Annotated in this window: 16 protein-coding genes and 4 tRNA genes; 16 read left to right on the top strand and 4 right to left on the bottom strand. The window is 59.3% G+C overall.

Annotated features, from left to right (window positions below; all coding sequences use genetic code 11):
• Window positions 1-60 precede the first annotated feature (60 nt).
• The 4 genes from pepF to CLU93_RS10165 form a co-directional block, all read right to left on the bottom strand.
• Window positions 61-1,932, bottom strand: coding sequence for an oligoendopeptidase F (pepF, locus tag CLU93_RS10180; protein WP_099760964.1), 1,872 nt, complete (start codon window positions 1,930-1,932; stop codon window positions 61-63).
• A gap of 166 nt (window positions 1,933-2,098) precedes the next feature.
• A complete protein-coding gene (gene ttcA, locus CLU93_RS10175) occupies window positions 2,099-3,061 on the bottom strand; it encodes a tRNA 2-thiocytidine(32) synthetase TtcA (RefSeq protein WP_373629876.1) in 963 nt (320 codons plus the stop codon).
• 5 nt (window positions 3,062-3,066) lie between these two features.
• On the bottom strand, window positions 3,067-3,465 hold the full coding sequence (locus CLU93_RS10170) for a dihydroneopterin aldolase (RefSeq protein ID WP_099760963.1): 399 nt from the start codon (window positions 3,463-3,465) through the stop codon (window positions 3,067-3,069).
• 53 nt (window positions 3,466-3,518) lie between these two features.
• The gene (locus CLU93_RS10165) at window positions 3,519-4,307 is read right to left on the bottom strand and encodes an SDR family oxidoreductase (RefSeq protein ID WP_099760962.1); all 789 of its coding nucleotides are present in this window, start codon (window positions 4,305-4,307) and stop codon (window positions 3,519-3,521) included.
• Between the two features lie 74 nt (window positions 4,308-4,381).
• On the opposite strand from CLU93_RS10165, the gene CLU93_RS10160 reads away from it, so the two are divergent.
• From CLU93_RS10160 to rpoB, 16 genes are all read left to right on the top strand, one after another.
• The gene (locus CLU93_RS10160) at window positions 4,382-5,533 is read left to right on the top strand and encodes a class I SAM-dependent methyltransferase (protein ID WP_099764327.1); all 1,152 of its coding nucleotides are present in this window, start codon (window positions 4,382-4,384) and stop codon (window positions 5,531-5,533) included.
• 148 nt (window positions 5,534-5,681) lie between these two features.
• On the top strand, window positions 5,682-6,758 hold the full coding sequence (locus CLU93_RS10155; RefSeq protein ID WP_099760961.1) for a J domain-containing protein: 1,077 nt from the start codon (window positions 5,682-5,684) through the stop codon (window positions 6,756-6,758).
• A gap of 63 nt (window positions 6,759-6,821) precedes the next feature.
• On the top strand, window positions 6,822-8,417 hold the full coding sequence (locus tag CLU93_RS10150) for a DUF3369 domain-containing protein (RefSeq protein ID WP_099760960.1): 1,596 nt from the start codon (window positions 6,822-6,824) through the stop codon (window positions 8,415-8,417).
• Between the two features lie 122 nt (window positions 8,418-8,539).
• On the top strand, window positions 8,540-10,186 hold the full coding sequence (locus tag CLU93_RS10145; RefSeq protein ID WP_099760959.1) for a tetratricopeptide repeat-containing response regulator: 1,647 nt from the start codon (window positions 8,540-8,542) through the stop codon (window positions 10,184-10,186).
• 233 nt (window positions 10,187-10,419) lie between these two features.
• Window positions 10,420-10,504: transfer RNA gene (locus CLU93_RS10140), tRNA-Tyr, on the top strand.
• A gap of 70 nt (window positions 10,505-10,574) precedes the next feature.
• Window positions 10,575-10,648: transfer RNA gene (locus CLU93_RS10135), tRNA-Gly, on the top strand.
• A gap of 43 nt (window positions 10,649-10,691) precedes the next feature.
• A tRNA-Thr gene (locus CLU93_RS10130) sits at window positions 10,692-10,766 on the top strand.
• An 88-nt stretch (window positions 10,767-10,854) separates the two neighbouring features.
• Complete coding sequence (gene tuf / locus CLU93_RS10125; RefSeq protein ID WP_096233366.1) at window positions 10,855-12,045, top strand: elongation factor Tu; 1,191 nt, start codon at window positions 10,855-10,857, stop codon at window positions 12,043-12,045.
• Between the two features lie 66 nt (window positions 12,046-12,111).
• A tRNA-Trp gene (locus tag CLU93_RS10120) sits at window positions 12,112-12,187 on the top strand.
• A 32-nt stretch (window positions 12,188-12,219) separates the two neighbouring features.
• Window positions 12,220-12,603: a preprotein translocase subunit SecE gene (gene secE / locus CLU93_RS10115; RefSeq protein WP_010394308.1), complete on the top strand. Its 384-nt coding sequence runs from the start codon at window positions 12,220-12,222 to the stop codon at window positions 12,601-12,603.
• Window positions 12,603-13,229, top strand: coding sequence for a transcription termination/antitermination protein NusG (nusG, locus tag CLU93_RS10110; protein ID WP_034753130.1), 627 nt, complete (start codon window positions 12,603-12,605; stop codon window positions 13,227-13,229). Before secE ends, nusG begins: the two co-directional genes overlap by 1 nt.
• Window positions 13,230-13,344: 115 nt before the next feature.
• A complete protein-coding gene (gene rplK / locus CLU93_RS10105; protein ID WP_010394312.1) occupies window positions 13,345-13,779 on the top strand; it encodes a 50S ribosomal protein L11 in 435 nt (144 codons plus the stop codon).
• Window positions 13,779-14,474, top strand: coding sequence for a 50S ribosomal protein L1 (gene rplA, locus CLU93_RS10100; protein ID WP_071079797.1), 696 nt, complete (start codon window positions 13,779-13,781; stop codon window positions 14,472-14,474). Before rplK ends, rplA begins: the two co-directional genes overlap by 1 nt.
• A gap of 319 nt (window positions 14,475-14,793) precedes the next feature.
• Window positions 14,794-15,336, top strand: coding sequence for a 50S ribosomal protein L10 (rplJ, locus tag CLU93_RS10095; protein WP_071079796.1), 543 nt, complete (start codon window positions 14,794-14,796; stop codon window positions 15,334-15,336).
• 67 nt (window positions 15,337-15,403) lie between these two features.
• The gene (gene rplL / locus CLU93_RS10090; RefSeq protein ID WP_010394320.1) at window positions 15,404-15,775 is read left to right on the top strand and encodes a 50S ribosomal protein L7/L12; all 372 of its coding nucleotides are present in this window, start codon (window positions 15,404-15,406) and stop codon (window positions 15,773-15,775) included.
• A gap of 244 nt (window positions 15,776-16,019) precedes the next feature.
• Window positions 16,020-20,126 carry a DNA-directed RNA polymerase subunit beta gene (gene rpoB, locus CLU93_RS10085; protein WP_099760958.1) on the top strand — a complete coding sequence of 1,369 codons (4,107 nt, stop codon included), beginning with the start codon at window positions 16,020-16,022 and terminating at the stop codon, window positions 20,124-20,126.
• Window positions 20,127-20,233: the final 107 nt, after the last annotated feature.

Here is a 20,233-nt window from a genome sequence, read left to right as displayed (position 1 = left end):
TTGTTGGCGCTGAACGTGGTGGTGTCGGCTTACGCGCTTTGCGCTAAGCCGACCTACGGCTTATTTCCCCCGCTTCGCTTCAATCGCCTCGATCTGGTCCATGATGCCGTTCATGCGCGCCACCAGCGCCTGGTATGGTTTCGGCGAGGCCAGGTCGACACCGGCCGCCTTCACCAGCTCATACGGGTAGGCCGAGCCGCCGGAACTGAGCATCTTCAGGTAGGCGGCCAGCGCGCCCGGTTCCTTGTCGAGGATGCGCTGCGCGAAATCCTGCGCCGCCGCGATCGAGGTGGCGTACTGGAACACGTAGTAGCCGTGATAAAAATGCGGCACATACGCCCATTCCAGCGCGTAGGCGGGATCGATGCGCATGACGCCCTGCGCTTCGCCGTGGTAGCGCTTAAGGATGCCGGCATAGATGGCCGTCATCTGCTCGCCCGTCAGCGATTCTCCTTGATCCACCTTGCCGTGGATGGCCGCTTCGAATTCGGCGAACATGGCCTGGCGGAAGAAGGTGCCGCGCAGGTTTTCCAGCGCCGCGCCCAGGTACAGCAGGCGTTCGTCGTCGTCCCTGGCCTGTTTCAGGCGCGCGTCGAGCAGCAGCGCTTCGTTCGTCGTCGAGGCGATTTCCGCGACAAAGATGCTGTACGGCGCATAGATCGATGGCTGCGCCTTGTTGGCCAGCACCGAGTGCATGGCGTGGCCCCATTCGTGCGTCAGGGTGCTGACGGCTTCGTAATTGTCCGTGTAGTTGAGCAGCACGAACGGGTGGACGTCATACGCGTCGCCATTCATGTAGGCGCCCGCCACCTTGCGCGGGCGCGGGTACACATCCATCCAGCGCGCCTCCACGGCGGCGGTGAGCGCCTTGACGTAGTCGGGACCCAGCGGCGCGACGGAGTCCAGCATCATCTGCTTGCCCTCGGCCAGCGGGAACGTGCGTTCGCTTTTCAGCAGCGGCGCATAGATGTCGTAGTAAGCGAGATCCTTGACGCCCAGCATGCGCGCGCGCAGCTTGAAGTAGCGGTGCAAGGTGGGCAGGTTGGCGTTGGTTTGCGCGATCAGGGTCTGGTAGACGGCCGGCGGCAAATGGTCGGCGTCCAGCGCGGCGCTTTGCGAATCGGTGTAATGGCGCACCTTCGCATACGCGGCATCTGTTTTGAGCTGGCCGTACAGGGTTTCGCCGAACGTGCGTTCATACTCTTTCCACTTGCCGAAGAAGGCGTCGAACACCAGCTTGCGGTCGGCGCGCCGGTCGTCGCCGCGGTATTTGGTGTACGCCGCCTGGTCGAGCCGTACTTGCGTGCCGTCCGACAGTTTCACGGTCGGCCAGGGGATTTCCGCATTGGCCAGGGTACGGTAGACGTTGGCGGCCGAGCTTGTCGCCAGGCCGAACTGCGCCACCAGCTGTTCGCCGGCCGCGTCGAGCGTGTGCGGCGCGCTGCGCAGCATGTTACTCAATTGAAAACGGTACAGCTGCAAGCCTTGGTTCTTGGCCAGCATGGCATCGATGCGTTTGGCGCCCAGGGCGAGGATTTCCGGCTGCAAAAAGGTCGTCGCCTGGGTGAAGTCGTTGCCCAGCAGGGCGGCGCGCTGATTCAGCTGGTTACCCTTGCTGTCGCCCGTGTCCTGGTCGTAGTACTGCGCTGCATACGTGGTCAGCGTGTTGACGCGCTTGCGCGCATCGGCGACCAAGTCCAGGCAGCTTTTCAGGCGGGCCGGCGAGGCTTTCAATTGCCCCTTGCAGGCGCCCAGTTGCTGCAGCTGGGCCGACAGCTTTTTCGCGTCGGCATCGAAGGCGGCATCGTTTTGATACAGCGCCGTCAAATCCCAGCGGTCGGCCTGGCGGTCGGTAGGAGTGGCAGAGGCGGCGCCGAGGCCGAGGGCCAGCAGGGAGAACAGCAGGGGGCGCTTGAGCGCGGATGGCGTCATGGTTCATTCCAGTGAGGTTGTCGGAAGAATGCGTGCTGACCGCCGGGCAGGAATGCGCGCGTGACACATCGCGTACCGGCAGAGCTGACTACGGTACATCAAATGGACGCAGGGGGAAAGAGGAGGGATGCCGCCACCTGGACGGTGGCGGCGAAAACAACAGGACTTACAGCGCTTGCAGCGGGATCGTGCCGAACGTGGTCGGCGTCGAGCACGGCTCTTCGTCGAAGGCGATGTCGCCCATCGGGTTGGCCAGGCCATCGGCCTTCAAATCCTTGAAGCCGAACAGTTTCGGGTCCATCAGGTGCGACGGCGCCACGTTCGACAGCGCCGAGAAGATGCTTTCCACGCGGCCGGGGAATTTCTTGTCCCATTCGCGCATCAAACCCTTGATCTGCTTGCGCTGCAGGTTTTCCTGCGAACCGCACAGGTCGCATGGGATGATGGGGAAGCCCTTGACTTCCGCATAGCGCTGCGTGTCTTCTTCCTTCACGTACGCCATCGGGCGGATGACGATGTGCTTGCCGTCGTCCGATTGCAGCTTGGCCGGCATGCCCTTCAGTTTACCGCCGAAGAACATATTCAGGAAGAACGTTTCCAGGATGTCATCGCGATGGTGGCCCAGGGCGATCTTGTTGGCGCCCAGCTCGTCGGCCACGCGGTACAGGATGCCGCGGCGCAGGCGCGAGCACAGCGAGCAGGTGGTCTTGCCTTCCGGGATCAGGCGCTTGACGATGCTGTAGGTATCCTGGTTTTCGATGTGGAAGGCCACGCCCAGTTCCGTCAGGTAGGCGGGCAGGATTTCCGGTGGGAAGTTCGGCTGCTTCTGGTCTAGGTTGACGGCGACGATATCAAAATGAATCGGCGCGCGTTCGCGCAAGGTCATCAGGATGTCCAGCAGCGCGTAGCTATCCTTGCCGCCGGACAGGCACACCATCACCTTGTCGCCGTCTTCGATCATATTGAAGTCGCCGATGGCTTGCCCCACCAGGCGGCACAAGCGCTTGTGCAGCTTGTTGTTTTCCAGAGCGATCTTTTCCGCCTTCTTGCGCGCCAGTTTTTGCGCTTCCACATTGGCCGGGAATTCCACGGCCGTGGTCGTCGTTTCCATCACTGCGGCATTGCTCATGTTGTTCATGCTTCATCCTTGATCTTGAATACTTCCACGCCCACGCCTTCGCAGTCGGGATACACGTCCGGCTTCATGCTCGACACGCGCGCGGCGCGCACGCGCGGGTGCGCCAGCATGGCGGCGAGTACGTCGTCGACCAGGCTTTCCTGCAGCTGCACGTGGCCTTGCGCCATGCGCTTGGCGATGGTTTCGCGCATGAAGTCGTAGTCGACCACTTCTTCCAGTTGGTCATCCTTGGGCGTCGACAGGGCCAGGGGAATGTACAGGTCGACGTTGATGAGGACGCGCTGCTCGCCCTTTTTCTCGAAGTCGTAGACGCCGATGTTGATGAGGATTTCGTAATTGCGCAGGAACAGGCGGCGGCAATCGGCCAGGCGAGGGTGGTACAGGGCGGACGACATAGTTTTACCTTTTAGGGAATGCTGGAATGCTGGTTGTTTGGTATTGCTGCTGATTATTTGGTCAAAAACATGACGTCGCGCGGCAAACCGATCAAATGCTGGCCGCCATCGACCAGCAGGGTCGTGCCCGTCAGCGCGCGCGCGCCGGCCACGTAACAGACGCAGTCGGCCACATCCTCGGGCGTGCTGGAGCGTCCCAGCGGCGTGTTTTCATGCGCCTTGGCAAAGTTCGCTGCCGTCTGCTCGCCGGAGACCATGGTGATGCCGGGGGCAATGCCCACTACGCGCACTTTTGGCGCCAGCGCCTGGGCCAGCATGGTGGTCGCCGACAGCAGCGCCGCCTTGGACAGGGTGTACGACAAAAAATCAGGATTGAGATTGTACAGTTTTTGATCGAGCAAGTTGATGACCACGGCTTGCTCGCCTGCCGGGGTGGCCTGGTACAGCGCCTGCGCCAGCAGGATGGGGGCGGCCAGGTTGGCGTGCATGTGGGCGTCGAGCGCCGTGACGGAAAAATCGCCCGCATTGTCGTATTCAAACAACGATGCGTTGTTGACCACGCAAGTAACCGGCCCCAGCGCCGCCTGCGCCTGCGGCAATAGCTGGCGCACGGCGTCTTCCTGCGCCAGGTCGCAGGGGAACGCTTGCGCGCGGCGGCCCAGCGCGGCGATTTCCGCCACCAGGCTGAGGGCTTCCTCGCGCGAGTGGCGGTAGTGGACGGCGATATCCCAGCCGTCGCGCGCCAGGCCCAGCGCGATGGCGCGGCCGATGCGGCGCGCCGCGCCCGTGACGAGGGCGACGCGGGGAGTGCTGTCGAATGGCGTTGTCGTTGCTTCTGTCATGTCTTTGCTATGGTTGAGATATTCGGTGGATGCCACACTGGCGGCATGCGCCGTCGATTCGCTACAATGCGGGTATGTCTCTTCCCGTACCCGATAGCGACGCGCTGGCCGCGTCCCATGCCTTGCAGCACCAGATTGCCGCCGAAATCGCGCGCAATGATGGCGCCATTCCCTTTGCCCGCTTCATGGAGCTGGCGCTGTATGCGCCTGACCTCGGCTATTACAGCGGCGGCGCCGCCAAGCTGGGAAAAGATGGCGATTTTACAACCGCGCCGGAGATCTCTCCCCTGTTCGGCGCCACCCTGGCCCATGTGGCAGCCGCTATTATGGCGCAAACGGCCCCGCGCATCCTCGAATTCGGCGCCGGCACGGGCAAGCTGGCCTGCGACATCCTGACGGAAGCGGCCAGCGCCGGCATCCATGTGGAACAGTATGCGATCGTCGAGTTATCCGGCGAATTGCGCGCGCGCCAGGAACTGGCGCTGGCCGCCTTCCCGCAAGTGGTGTGGTTCGACGGCTTTCCCGACGCTTTTGAAGGCGCCGTGTTCGGCAATGAGGTGCTGGACGCCATGCCCGTCAACCTGATCAGCAAGACACCCGCCGGCTGGTGCGAGCTCGATGTCAGCATCGCCGATGGCCAGTTCGTGTTTGTCGAGCGCCCGGCCGGTGCCGACGTGGCCGCGCAGATCGCCGCCCAGGTGCCCGAGGCCGATGCCTTGCCGGTCGGCTATGTCAGCGAAATCCACGGCGTCGCCTGCGGCTTCATGCGCTCGCTGGCGCGCATGCTGAGCAATGGCAAGGGCGGCGCGGCCGTGCTGTTCGATTATGGCTTCCCTGCGCACGAGTATTACCTGGACTTGCGCGCCACGGGCACCCTGATGTGCCATTACCGCCACCACGCCCATGCGGAACCGTTTTATCTGCCCGGCTTGCAAGACATCACGGCCCACGTCGACTTCACGGCCATGGCGGTGGCGGCGCAGGACGCCGGCCTCGATGTGCTCGCGTACATGAACCAGGCGTCCTTCCTGCTGGGCGCTGGCATCGGCGACTTGCTGCTACGTACCGATCCTGAACAGGTCAAAACGTACTTGCCGCAGGCCAGCGCCGTGCACAAGCTGGTCTCGCCGGCCGAGATGGGGGAATTGTTCAAGGTGCTGGCGGTGGGGCACTGTGTGGAGTTGCCGGAAGCGCTGTTGTCCGCTGACCGCAGTCATCGCCTGTAAGCGCTGCAATATCAAGGCAGGGCAGTGTCGCCCTGCAATTTCCTGTCCGCTGGTGGTTATTAACTTGTCATATCGTATATGATGACCGACACAGCACGGTTCCATCCTGCAAGAACCCGTCGCCGCGCACCGATTTCAAGATAGAACGATGGGAAAGATACATACACACTATGACAACCTGAAGGTGGCGCGCCTGGCGCCGCAGGAAGTCATACGTGCCGCGTACAAAGCCCTCAGCCAGAAATACCACCCTGACAAGAATCCCGGCGACGAAAAGGCCGCCCGCATCATGGCGATCCTCAACAGCGCCTATGGCACCTTGTCCGATCCGCAACGCCGCAGGGAACACGACGAGTGGATCGCTGCCGAGGAGTGGGAAATCGAATGGCTGGAAAGCACCCATCACGAAGAAGGCAAGGGCCGCGATGGCCGCGCGAAAGGCCATGCCCAGTCGCATGAGCACGCCTGGGCGCAGGATGTGCCGCCATCCAGGGGCAAGCCGCGACGCGGCCTGCAGCCCGTCTGGCGCAACTGGCGCTGGTGGCTGAGTCTGCTTGTCTGCCTGTTGCTGGGCTGGTTGGGCGCCTTGCTGATGCTCGATACCTCCCAGCCCGTGCCGGCCGCGCTGGCATCGGCCTGGAGCGGGCTGGCCCGCGATGGCGCCCAGCCGCATGCGCCAGCGGCCAGCGCCGCGCCGCCGTCATCGAAAGGCGAGGCCGTGGCAGTCGACAGCTGGGCCGTGGGCAAACCGTATGCACCGGAACCCCCGGAAGCGAAGACGCCCGAGATCCGCGTGCTGGCCGTTTCCCAGCTGAGCTTGAAAGCCATCCAGCCCGCCTGCGATGGCACAGGCAAGGCCGAGTCGGCAGCGCTGGTGGCGCCGAATGGCGAGCCCTGGCCGACGCATTCCGGCTATGTCGATGGATTCCTGATCGGCAACAAGGGCGAAGACCTGGTCATCAGCATCGACAACAGCCACAATGCCGCGCCCATGTTCGTCAAACTGTATGACACGGAGCGGCGCTCGAACGTGCGCTATCTGTACATCCTCGCGAACGACAAACTGCTGGTGGAACAGCTCAGCGCTGGCAAGTATGAAGTGCGCTACCAGGCAGTCGGGCCGGGCCAGGACAATTGTGGCGGCAGCACGCGTGGCGGCGCATCGGTGCCGGCGCCGGTCGTTGGCGAAGAGAGCGCGAAGAATCCTGTTGTAAGCAGCATCTAATCTGATTATGCTTGATATGCGTCAACGCAGCGTCCACATCGACCTTATCCATTAGGAGTATTCATGACCGACCTCACAGCCGATGCAGATGATAACTGGCTGCTCGACGAAGATGAGCCGGTGGCCAGTCCTGCCGGGCTGGCCGCGCCCGACCAGCGCCTGTGGCGTGTCCTGATCGTCGATGATGATGTCGATGTGCATGCGGTCACGCGGCTGGCGCTGCGCAATGTCAGTTTCAAGGGCCGCGAACTGGAGCTGTTCTCCGCCTATAGCGGCCGCGAAGCGTATGACATCTTGCGCGACACGCCCGATATCGCGCTGGTGCTGCTCGACGTGGTGATGGAAACGGATGATGCCGGCCTGATCCTCGCCAAGCGCATCCGCGCCGACCTGAACAACGCCATCGTGCGCGTCGTGCTGCGCACCGGCCAGCCGGGCCAGGCGCCCGAGCAGCGCGTCATCATCGAATACGACATCAACGATTACAAGGCCAAGACGGAACTGACGACGCAGAAGCTGTTTACCACCGTCATCTCGGCCCTGCGTGCCTACGAGAGCCTGATGATGCTCGAGCGCAGCCGCATCGGCCTGGGCAAGATCCTCGCCGGCGCCACCAATCTGTACCAGATCCATTCGCTGCGCGAATTCGCTTCCGGCGTGCTGAACCAGGTCAGCGCCATCCTCGACGTGGGGGCCGACGGCGTGCTGTGTCTGATGCAGGGCGGCGCCGGGCGGCCCGAGGTGGTCGCCGCCACGGGCACCTATGCCATGCTGGCCGAGTCGGAAGCCATGCCGGCCGAGCATGCGCTCACCGCCACCATCGCCAAGGCGTTTGCGGAAAAGCGCAGCCAGTTCGAGCATCCGGCCAATGTGCTGTTCATCCACACGGAAGGCAACCGCGAGCTGGCCATCTCCGTCACGCCGCCGTGGCCGCTGGCGCAGATCCAGCGCGACTTGCTGGAAGTATTTTGTCAGCGCATCGCCGCCGCCTTCGACAACCTGTACATGTTCGGCCAGCTGCGCAAGGCGCAGGAAGCGACCGTGGTGGCGCTGGCCGACCTGGCCGAGTTTCGCGACAGCGACACGGGCGGCCATGTGCGGCGCGTGCAGCTGCTGTCCGAGGCGATCGCGCGGCGCATGCAGCAGCGCGCCGTGTACCCGGATGAGCTGACGCCGCAGCTGCTCGACATGATCGGCCTGGCCAGCATCTTGCACGACGTGGGCAAGGTGGCCACGCCGGACGCCGTGCTGCTCAAGCCGGGCAAGCATACGGACGAGGAACGCACACAAATGCAGCTGCATGCCAGCGTCGGGCGCACCATCCTCGAGCGGGCCGCCAACATGGTCGACGGCGTCAGCTACCTCACGTATGGCGCGCAGATCGCCGGCGGCCACCACGAACACTTCGATGGTGCCGGCTACCCGAATGGCCTTGTGGGACGCGATATTCCCGTGGCCGCGCGCATCGTTGCCGTGGTCGATGTCTTCGATGCCTTGCTGCACGAGCGGCCCTACAAGGAGCCGTGGCCGTATCCGCAGGTGCGCGAATACATCGAACAGCGCAGCGGCAGCCAGTTCGATCCGGAAGTGGTGACGGCGCTGCTGGATCTGATCGACCACGAGCCGCAACTGTGGCATCCGGAGCGCGCCACCACCTGAGTTGGCGTTTTTCGGCAGCACACCATTCCCTTGCGCGCGGCGCCGTCATATACTCGGCTGCCTCATGCTGGCTGGCGCCACGCACCAGTGTGGCGCGCCGCGGAGTTTTCGGACATTACGACATGAAAGAACTCAAGGGCCTCAGCGCACTGATCATCGAGCCGCATCCGGGCATGCGCGCCAGCCTGCACAATATGCTCAACCTGTGCGGCCTGGCGAAGATCGATGACGCGGCCAGCTCGGGCCAGGCGATCCGCATGCTGGGCAGCAAAGCGTATGATTTGATCCTGTGCGAATACGACCTCGACGGCGGGCAGGATGGCCAGCAGATGCTGGAAGACTTGCGCCATCACAAATTGATGCATGCGTCGACCATGTTCTTCATGGTCACGGGCGAAGGCAGCTTTGCCAAGGTAGTCAGCGCCGTCGAGCTGCTACCCACCGATTACATCCTCAAGCCCTTCACCGCTGAGAACATGCTCGAGCGCATCGGCCGCGCGCTCGACAAGCGCAATGCCTTCGTGCCCGTGTATGCACTGATCGACGTAGGCAATGAGCGCGCGGCGATTGCCGCCTGCGCCGAGGGCGCCAGCCTGTATCCCCGCTACGCCACCGATTTCCTGCGCCTGCGCGCGGAATTGCATTTGCTGCTGGGTGAGGCGGCCGACGCCGAGCCGATCTACGCAGCCCTATACCAAGCCAAGTCCATCGGCTGGGCGCGCCTGGGGCAGGCCAAGACGCAATTCCTGCTGGGCGAGTACGCAGCGGCGCAGGGTACGCTGGAAGGGTTGCTGGAAAACAATAAGCGTTTTCTCGACGCGTATGACTGGCTGGCGCGCACGCACTTGGCGCAAGGCAAGCCGGAACTGGCGCAGGCGGCCCTGAGCGAGGCGGTGGCCCTGTCGCCGCATGCCGTGCGCCGCTTGCGCCGGCTGGGCGAGGCGGCCCTGGCGGCCGACGATATCGAGATGGCGGAAAAAGCCCTGAAGCTGGTGGTCAGCAAGGCCAAGTATTCGGAGTTCCGCGACCCGGAAGACCATGTGCGCCTGGTGCAGACCCTGGTGCGCAAGGGCGACCCGCTACAGGTGGGCGCCGTGATCCGCGACCTCGACAAGTCGATGGGCGGACAAAAGAATGCGGAGCTGTGCAGCGCCCTGTGCAGCGCCATGCTGCATGCGCATACGGGCAACGCCGAACGCCTGCAGCAATCGCTCGATGCCGCCCTGGCCGCCAACCGGCATAGCGTGGGCAGCTCGAATACGCTGAAAACGGAGCTCGCGCGCCACTGCCTGGCGCACGGGCGCGAAGAGGGCGCGGCCGAGGTGATGCGTGAAGTCATGCGCAATGCGCCCGACAGCGCGGCCATGACGCGCGCCATGGCCGTGTTCGAGCTGGCGGGGCGCGAGGAGTTGGCCAAGGCGCTGGCGCGGCAAAGCCGCCAGGAAGTGGCCGATATGGTGGCCGCGGGCGCCGCCAGGGCGGGAGAAGGCGATTTCCGCGGCGCCGTCAATCTGATGGGCGAAGCCGTCACGCGCCTGCCCGACAATCCGCAAGTGGTGTTCAATGCGGCCGTGGCGGTACTGAAATGCCTGGAACACGAAGGCTGGGATGAGCGCATGGGGCAGCAGGCGCTGACGTTTATTGCCGGTGTGCGCCGTCTGGACCCACGCAACCCCAAATTGCCCGTGCTATCGGGCTTGCATCAGCAGTTGTTGCGTAAATATAAGCCCCTTGGCAACTCCTGGATGCATCCGCCTGACGCCCGGTGACAGGGAGAAATATGGGGCGAATGACGGAAACATGCGGCTTGCAGCCGGGGGTGATAAAAAAATGCGAAAAAAAGTCGACTTTTTCGCGCCAACCCTTGCACATTCTCAAATCGGGAGCTTATAATCACGCCCCGAAGCAGCCAACTTCTTCTTTATACGCAAATGCAGCAGTCAGGCATCAGTAAATAAGGTTGACAGTTGTGAGTAGATGCTTCATACTCTGCGGTTCCCGCGGAGGGGTGGCCGAGTGGTTAAAGGCGACAGACTGTAAATCTGTTCTCTATGAGTACGCTGGTTCGAATCCAGCCCCCTCCACCAAGTTTTTGCAAGGAAAACTGGGTAGTAGCAAAGTAATAGCAAGTAAGTGAAGAAAAGTGAACGATACCTCGCGGGTGTAGCTCAATGGTAGAGCAGAAGCCTTCCAAGCTTACGACGAGGGTTCGATTCCCTTCACCCGCTCCAGTTTCCGTTCAGATGCTTGATGCATCGCATGCAACAAATTACAGCCCTTGTAGCTCAGTGGTAGAGCACTCCCTTGGTAAGGGAGAGGCCACGTGTTCGATCCACGTCAAGGGCACCAGAATTCGCAGCAGGCAGCACAGAAGCAATTCAAACCAGACCGTCGGGCGTGTGCCTGAGCAATCTAATCAAATCATTAGGAGTTCAAAATGGCAAAAGGTAAATTCGAACGGACCAAGCCGCACGTCAACGTCGGCACCATCGGCCACGTCGACCACGGTAAAACCACGCTGACCGCTGCAATCGCAACGGTTCTGTCGAAGAAATTCGGCGGCGAAGCTAAAGCATACGACCAGATCGATGCAGCACCAGAAGAAAAAGCGCGCGGTATCACGATTAACACCGCCCACGTCGAGTACGAAACGGCAGCGCGTCACTACGCGCACGTTGACTGCCCAGGCCACGCCGATTACATCAAAAACATGATTACCGGTGCCGCGCAGATGGACGGCGCGATCCTGGTATGCTCCGCAGCTGACGGCCCAATGCCACAGACCCGCGAACACATCCTGCTGGCTCGCCAAGTTGGCGTTCCATACATCATCGTGTTCCTGAACAAGTGCGACCTGGTCGACGACGCAGAGCTGCTGGAACTGGTTGAAATGGAAGTGCGCGAGCTGTTGTCGAAGTATGAGTTCCCTGGCGACGACGTACCTATCATCAAAGGTTCGGCACGTATGGCGCTGGAAGGCAAAGAAGGCGAAATGGGCGTGGATGCAGTGTTGCGTCTGGCCGATGCCCTCGATTCGTACATCCCAACGCCAGAGCGCGCTGTTGACGGTGCTTTCCTGATGCCAGTGGAAGACGTATTCTCGATCTCGGGTCGCGGTACCGTTGTGACCGGTCGTATCGAGCGCGGCATTGTTAAAGTCGGCGAAGAGATCGAAATCGTTGGTATTATCGATACCGTCAAAACGACTTGCACCGGCGTGGAAATGTTCCGCAAACTGCTGGATCAAGGTCAAGCAGGCGACAACGTTGGTCTGCTGCTGCGCGGCACCAAGCGTGAAGACGTGCAACGTGGTCAAGTTCTGGCTAAGCCAGGCTCGATCAAGCCGCATGCGCACTTCACCGGCGAGATCTATGTTCTGTCGAAAGACGAAGGCGGCCGTCATACGCCATTCTTCAACAACTATCGTCCACAGTTCTACTTCCGCACAACGGACGTGACTGGTTCGATCGAGTTGCCAGCAGACAAAGAAATGGTTATGCCAGGCGATAACGTGTCGATCACCGTCAAGCTGATCAACCCGATCGCAATGGAAGAAGGTCTGCGCTTCGCTATCCGTGAAGGCGGTCGTACCGTCGGCGCCGGCGTGGTTGCAAAAATCCTCGCATAAGGAAATGTTATGCTTCCACCTGGGGCGTCCTGGGTGGTAGAATAGCACTCCTCGAAAGTTTTACGTAGGGACGTAGCTCAATTGGCAGAGCGTCGGTCTCCAAAACCGAAGGTTGGGGGTTCGATGCCCTCCGTCCCTGCCACCGTCAAGGTGCAGGGCACCGAAAGTAGAAAAATGTCAAATCAATCCGTGCAAACCGTTAGCACGTCGAGTGACAAGATAAAAGTCGCGCTGGCAATAGTGGCTGCGATTGCAGGAGTAGTCGGGTTTTATTACCTGGCAGGCCAACCAGCTCTGGTGCGTGCAAGCGCGCTTGTGGCTGGTTTGGTTATTGCTGTTGCGCTCTTGTATGTCTCGACGACCGGCCGTGAATTTCTCAATTTCGCCAAAGAAGCTGTGCGCGAAACCAAGAAAGTCGTTTGGCCTACCCGCAAAGAAGCCACGCAGATTACTGCGATCGTGTTTGCCTTTGTGCTGGTCATGGCGATTTTCCTGTGGGGCACGGATAAATTGCTCGAGTTTTTGTTGTATGACGTAATTCTGGGTTGGAAAAAATAATGAGCGAAAATGTGCATGATGAAGCAGCGGACGAGTCCGTTCCGGGCGACGCTCCGGTAGCGGACACTGGTGCAGCGCTGAGCGTGCCAGTCAGCAGCAAGCGCTGGTATGTCGTGCATGCTTATTCCGGCATGGAAAAAAGCGTCATGCGCGCACTGACCGAGCGCATCGAGCGCGCGGGCATGCAAGACCAGTTCGGCCAGATCCTGGTGCCGATCGAAGAAGTGGTCGAAGTCAAGAATGGTGTGAAGTCCGTCACCGAACGTCGTTTCTATCCTGGCTATGTGCTGGTTGAAATGGAAATGACGGACGAGAGCTGGCACTTGGTCAAGAACACCAGCAAGGTTACCGGTTTCATTGGTGGCAAGTCGAACAAGCCGACGCCGATCTCCGCGCGCGAAATCGACGGCATTATGAAGCAGATGCAGGAAGGTGTTGAAAAGCCCCGTCCAAAAACCTTGTACGAGGTGGGCGAGCAAGTGCGTATCAAGGATGGTCCGTTCACCGATTTCAACGGCAATGTCGAAGAAGTCAATTACGAGAAATCCAAAGTACGCGTCTCGGTCACCATCTTCGGCCGCGCTACCCCGGTAGAGCTCGAATTCGGCCAGGTCGAAAAAGTTTAAGTATTATCAAGCGCCACCAGGAGCGTCACAGCAGTCTCAGTGAAATCCGGTCAGAGGAGCCCCGCCAGGGTAGGATCGGCGGGGCGCTACTACTCAATCCAAGATAGGAGCCATCATGGCAAAGAAAATCATTGGTTTTATCAAGCTGCAAGTACCAGCTGGTAAAGCAAACCCATCCCCACCAATCGGTCCAGCTCTGGGTCAACGTGGTCTGAACATCATGGAATTCTGCAAAGCCTTCAATGCACAGACCCAAGGTCTGGAAGCAGGCATGCCGATTCCAGTCGTGATCACCGCGTTTGCGGACAAGTCCTTCACGTTCGTGATGAAGACGCCTCCAGCAACCTACCTGATCAAAAAAGCTGCTGCGATCACCAAAGGTTCGCCGAAGCCACATACCGACAAAGTCGGTACGCTGACCCGCGCACAAGCTGAAGAAATCGCTAAATTGAAAACCCCTGATCTGACCGCTGCCGACATGGATGCTGCTGTACGCACCATCGCTGGTTCCGCTCGTTCGATTGGTATCACGGTGGAAGGTGTTGTATAATGGCTAAGTTATCCAAACGTATCAAGGCTTTGAAAGCCAAAGTCGACCGTACCAAAGTGTACGCTTTCGACAACGCTGTCGCTCTGATCAAAGAGTGCGCAACGGCCAAGTTCAATGAATCGATCGACGTATCGGTACAACTGGGTGTTGATCCTAAGAAATCCGACCAAGTGGTGCGCGGCTCCGTCGTGCTGCCAGCTGGTACCGGCAAAACCGTACGCGTGGCAGTCTTCGCGTCGGGCGAAAAAGCAGAAGCTGCTAAAGCAGCTGGCGCCGACATCGTTGGTATGGAAGACCTGGCTGAGCGTATCAAAGCCGGCGACATGCCTTTCGATATCGTTATCGCTTCGCCAGATACCATGCGTATCGTTGGTACCCTGGGTCAGATCCTGGGCCCACGCGGCATGATGCCTAACCCGAAAGTTGGCACTGTTACTCCTGACGTCGCTACCGCCGTGAAAAACGCGAAAGCCGGTCAAGTTCAGTACCGTACCGACAAATCCGGTATCATCCACGCTACCATCGGCCGTAAATCGTTCGCTGACGCAGATCTGAAATCGAATCTGGTCGCACTGATCGACGCACTGAACAAAGCCAAGCCAGCATCGAGCAAAGGCGTGTACCTGCGCAAAGTTTCGCTGTCGTCGACCATGGGCGCTGGCGTCCGTGTTGACCAGACTAGCCTGGCAGCTTAAGTAAAGAATCAAGTCCTGTGGCGCCTGCGGGCGCTGCGGGCGCATCTTTGGGCTGTCTGTCCGGTGTTCGCACCAGGCAGGCAGACAATCAAAGACCGTTGGGCCGACTGTGATCGCACATGCAGAAGGTTAATAGGCTTGCCGGCAACGGCAAGTGCCCAACGCAGATGGTGTACCCGAACAAGTTTTGTAGTCCTCATGCTGCGTGAATCCATCCGCTCAGTTTAGTACTTCTTGACTTCGGACGCCGTGTTCGAACCGATGCAAGGCGCTCAACCACTCGGTTGTGATTGCCGAACATCATTTAAGGAGGTTGACCGTGAGTCTCAATCTGAATGACAAAAAGGCCGTCGTCGCCGAAGTTTCCGCACAAGTAGCAAATGCGCAAACGATCGTCGTGGCCGAATATCGTGGCATCCAGGTTGGTCACTTGACGCAACTGCGTGCTAAAGCGCGTGCCCAAGGCGTGTACCTGCGTGTGTTGAAAAACACTCTGGCTCGTCGCTCCGTTGAAGGTACCGCATTCGCCAGCCTGGCAGATGCCATGACCGGCCCGTTGATCTACTCGATCTCGGCCGATGCCGTTGCAGCAGCTAAAGTCATCGCTGACTTCGCTAAAACCAACGACAAACTGGTCATCAAAGCAGGTAACTACGCAGGCAAGCCGCTGGATACAGCTGCTGTCACCGCGTTGGCGAGCATTCCTAGCCGTGAAGTCCTCATTGCGCAGTTGTTGGGCGTTATGCTGGCTCCGGTTTCGGGCTTTGCACGTGGTCTGGCTGCCCTGGCAGCGAAAAAAGGCGAAGGCGCCGAAGCTCCTGCAGAAGAAGCAGCAGCAGAAGAAGCCCCAGCAGCCGCTTAATTGCGCGCGCTTTTTTCTCTCAGTACCAATCTGATGTAACTAACGTAATAAATTTAGGAGTTTCAAAATGGCAATTAGCAAAGACGATATCCTGGAAGCAGTTAGCGCCATGTCCGTAATGGACCTGAACGACCTGGTTAAAGCATTCGAAGAAAAATTCGGCGTGTCCGCAGCAGCAATGGCTTCGGCCGGTCCTGCAGCAGGCCCAGCAGCAGCTGCTGAAGAACAAACCGAATTCAACGTCATTCTGGACAGCTTCGGCGCAAACAAAGTTGGCGTCATTAAAGCAGTTCGCGAAATCACCGGCCTGGGCTTGAAAGAAGCTAAAGACCTGGTCGATGGCGCACCAAAAACTGTGAAAGAAGCAGTGTCGAAAGCTGACGCTGAAGCAGCACAGAAGAAACTGGTAGAAGCCGGCGCAACCGCTTCGATCAAGTAATATCTGTACCGGCGGCAGTTAGCGCCCGAGTCAAAGTCTGAGGTTTCCCCTCGCAAGGGGGGAAATCCGACTTTGGCTCCTTTGTCGTCTGCATCGTATTTGTCATGTAGTTGCAGCAGCAGTTTTTATTCGATTCAAGCCGGAAAGCAGAGCCTTGAGGTTTCGTCTGTGTCACACGCAGCGGTGCAAACGAACACTTGCAAAACCTGAATTTTCTATCCTTTCTGTCACTCACGGAGTGTCCATGCACTACTCATTTACTGAGAAGAAACGCATTCGCAAATCATTCGCGAAGCGCGCCAACGTTCACCACGTTCCGTTCCTGCTGGCGACCCAGCTCGAGTCTTATCATAGCTTCTTGCAAGAGGACATAGCACCGTCCGGCCGCAAGAATGATGGCCTGCAGTCGGCTTTCACTTCGATTTTCCCTATCGTGTCGCACAATGGTTTTGCGCGTCTCGAATTCTTGTCGTACGTTCTGGGCGATCCTGCCTTTGACGTCAAAGAATGTCAACAACGTGGCCTGACGTTCGCGTCGCCGCTGCGCGCGAAAGTGCGTCTGGTGATCCTGGACAAGGAATCGCCAACCAAGCCTGTCGTCAAAGAGATGAAGGAACAGGAAGTCTACATGGGCGAATTGCCGCTCATGACGACCACCGGTTCGTTCGTGATCAACGGCACGGAGCGGGTTATCGTTTCCCAGCTGCACCGTTCGCCTGGCGTGTTCTTCGAGCACGACCGCGGCAAGACTCACTCGTCCGGTAAACTGCTGTTCTCCGCGCGTATCATTCCTTACCGCGGTTCGTGGCTGGACTTCGAGTTCGACCCGAAAGACATCCTGTTCTTCCGCGTCGACCGCCGCCGCAAGATGCCAGTAACGATCCTGCTCAAAGCCATCGGCATGTCGCATGAGCAAATCCTGGCTAATTTCTTTGTCTTCGACAATTTCAACCTGCGCTCCGAAGGCGCGGAAATGGAATTCGTCGCCGAACGTCTGCGCGGCGAAGTGGCGCGCTTTGACATCGTCGACAAGTCGGGCAAGACCCTGGTGCTGAAAGACAAGCGTATCAACGCCAAGCACGTGCGTGATATCGAAGCTGCCGGCATCAAGCACATTTCGGTACCGGAAGACTACCTGCTGGGCCGCGTATTGGCGAAGAACATCGTCGATGGCGACACCGGTGAAGTCGTCGCTTCCGCGAACGATGAGCTGACGGAAGACTTGCTGGGCCGCTTGCGCGACGCCAACATTTCCGAAATCCAGACCTTGTACACCAACGACCTGGATCAGGGCGCCTACATCTCGCAAACCCTGCGTATCGACGACACCGCCGATCAGATGGCTGCGAAAGTGGCGATCTACCGCATGATGCGTCCAGGCGAACCGCCAACGGAAGACTCCGTTGAAGCGCTGTTCAATGGCCTGTTCTACAACTCGGACCGCTACGACCTGTCGGCCGTGGGCCGCATGAAGTTCAATCGCCGCATTGGCCGCGATGAACTGACCGGCGCCATGACCCTGTCGAACGAAGACGTGCTGGCCGTGATCAAGATCCTGGTGGAACTGCGCAATGGCCGCGGCGAAGTCGACGATATCGATCACCTGGGTAACCGTCGCGTACGTTGCGTGGGCGAACTGGCTGAGAATCAATTCCGCGCCGGCCTGGTGCGTGTTGAGCGCGCCGTCAAGGAACGCCTCGGCCAAGCCGAAGCGGACAACCTGATGCCGCACGACCTGATCAACTCGAAGCCGATTTCGGCTGCGATTCGCGAGTTCTTCGGTTCGTCCCAGCTGTCGCAGTTTATGGACCAAACCAATCCTCTGTCGGAAATTACCCACAAGCGCCGTGTATCGGCTCTGGGACCCGGCGGTCTGACACGCGAACGCGCCGGCTTTGAAGTGCGCGACGTGCATCCGACCCACTACGGCCGCGTCTGCCCGATCGAGACACCGGAAGGTCCGAACATCGGTCTGATCAACTCGCTGGCTCTGTATGCCCGCCTGAATGAATACGGCTTCCTGGAAACCCCGTACCGCAAGGTCGAAGGTTCCAAGATTACCGATCAGATCGACTACCTGTCCGCCATCGAAGAAGGCCGCTACATCATCGCTCAGGCGAATGCGACCATCAGCGATGAAGGTACGCTGTCCGATGAACTGGTCTCGGCCCGTGAAGCCGGCGAAACCATCCTGGTCTCCCCGGAGCGCATCCAGTACATGGACGTGGCGCCAGGCCAGATCGTTTCCGTCGCTGCCTCGCTGATTCCGTTCCTCGAACACGATGATGCAAACCGTGCATTGATGGGCGCCAACATGCAACGCCAGGCTGTGCCTTGCTTGCGTCCTGAAAAAGCGCTGGTCGGTACCGGTATCGAACGCACCGTTGCGGTCGACTCGGGCACCACCGTGCAAGCCTTGCGTGGCGGTATCGTCGATTACATCGATGCGGGCCGTGTCGTGATTCGCGTCAACGATGACGAAGCCACCGCTGGTGAAGTGGGCGTCGACATCTACAACCTGATCAAGTACACCCGTTCGAACCAGAACACCAACATCAACCAGCGTCCTATCGTGCAAGTGGGCGACCGTGTTGCCAAGCGCGACGTGATCGCCGATGGCGCATCGACCGACCTGGGTGAATTGGCACTGGGCCAGAACATGACCGTGGCGTTCATGCCATGGAATGGTCTGAACTTCGAAGATTCGATCCTGATCTCGGAAAACGTCGTCAAGGACGACCGCTACACCTCGATTCACATCGAAGAGTTGTCGGTCGTTGCGCGTGACACGAAACTGGGCGCGGAAGAAATTACGCGCGACATCTCGAACCTGGCTGAAAATCAGCTGGCACGTCTGGATGAGTCCGGTATCGTCTACATCGGCGCTGAAGTCCAGGCCGGCGACACCCTGGTCGGTAAAGTGACGCCGAAAGGCGAAACCCAGCTGACCCCGGAAGAGAAGCTGCTGCGCGCGATTTTCGGCGAAAAAGCTTCGGACGTAAAAGATACGTCGCTGCGCGTGCCTTCGGGCATGATCGGTACCGTGATCGACGTGCAAGTCTTCACGCGTGAAGGCATCGTGCGCGACAAGCGCGCTCAGCAAATTATCGATGACGAACTGAAACGCTTCCGTCTGGATCTGAACGATCAGATGCGTATCGTTGAAGGCGATGCCTTCCAGCGTCTGGAAAAAATGCTGATCGGCAAAGTTGTCAACGGCGGCCCTAAAAAGCTGGCCAAAGGCGCCAAGATCACCAAGGAATACCTGGCCGATCTGGATAAATACCACTGGTTCGACATCCGCCCTGCGGACGACGATGCAGCGGTAGCGCTGGAAGCGATCAAGGAATCGATCAACGAGAAGCGTCACCAGTTCGATCTGGCCTTCGAAGAGAAGCGCAAGAAACTGACGCAAGGCGATGAGCTGCAACCAGGCGTGCAAAAAATGGTCAAGGTGTACCTGGCCGTGAAACGCCGCCTGCAGTCGGGCGACAAGATGGCAGGTCGCCACGGTAACAAGGGTGTGGTTTCCCGTATTGTTCCTGTGGAAGACATGCCATACATGGCCGACGGTACGCCAGCCGACGTTGTGCTGAACCCGCTGGGTGTTCCTTCACGGATGAACGTTGGTCAGATTCTCGAGACTCACTTGGGCTGGGCTGCCAAGGGTCTGGGTATCCGCATCGGCGAAATGCTGAAGGCGCAAACCAAGGTCGAGCAAATGCGCAAGTATCTGACGACGATCTACAACGACAATGGCCGCGCGGAAGATCTGGACAAGTTTGATGATGAAGAGATCATGAAACTGGCCGAGAATCTGAAAAAAGGTGTGCCATTCGCCACGCCAGTGTTTGACGGTGCGAACGAAGAAGAGATCCGCCGCATGCTGGACCTGGCGTATCCGGACGACATCGCCAAGAACCTGGGCATGACCCCGTCGAAGAACCAGGTGACCATGTATGACGGTCGCACCGGTGAAGCGTTCGAACGCAAGGTCACTGTCGGCGTCATGCACATGCTGAAACTGCATCACTTGGTTGATGACAAGATGCATGCGCGTTCGACCGGTCCTTACTCGCTGGTGACGCAACAGCCGCTGGGTGGTAAAGCCCAGTTCGGTGGTCAGCGTTTCGGTGAGATGGAAGTCTGGGCACTGGAAGCGTATGGCGCGTCGTATGTCTTGCAAGAGATGTTGACCGTCAAGTCCGATGACGTGAATGGCCGTACCAAAGTGTACGAGAACCTGGTCAAGGGCGACCACGTGATCGACGCCGGCATGCCGGAATCGTTCAACGTGCTGGTCAAGGAAATCCGTTCGCTGGGTATCGATATCGACCTCGAACGCAACTAAAAGACAGCTACCTGTCATTTGGTTTGGGAAACACAAAGCCCGGCTGGGAAACCACGCCGGGCAATGTAGTCTCAGGAATATAGAAATTTAATCACCTCTGGAGTGAT

Origin of the sequence: Janthinobacterium sp. 35, from assembly GCF_002754575.1 — a bacterium.
In the GTDB taxonomy this organism is placed as follows: Bacteria; Pseudomonadota; Gammaproteobacteria; order Burkholderiales; family Burkholderiaceae_D; genus Janthinobacterium; species Janthinobacterium tructae.
Note: the sequence above shows the minus strand (reverse complement) of the source record. Positions and strands in the feature narration are given on the sequence as shown.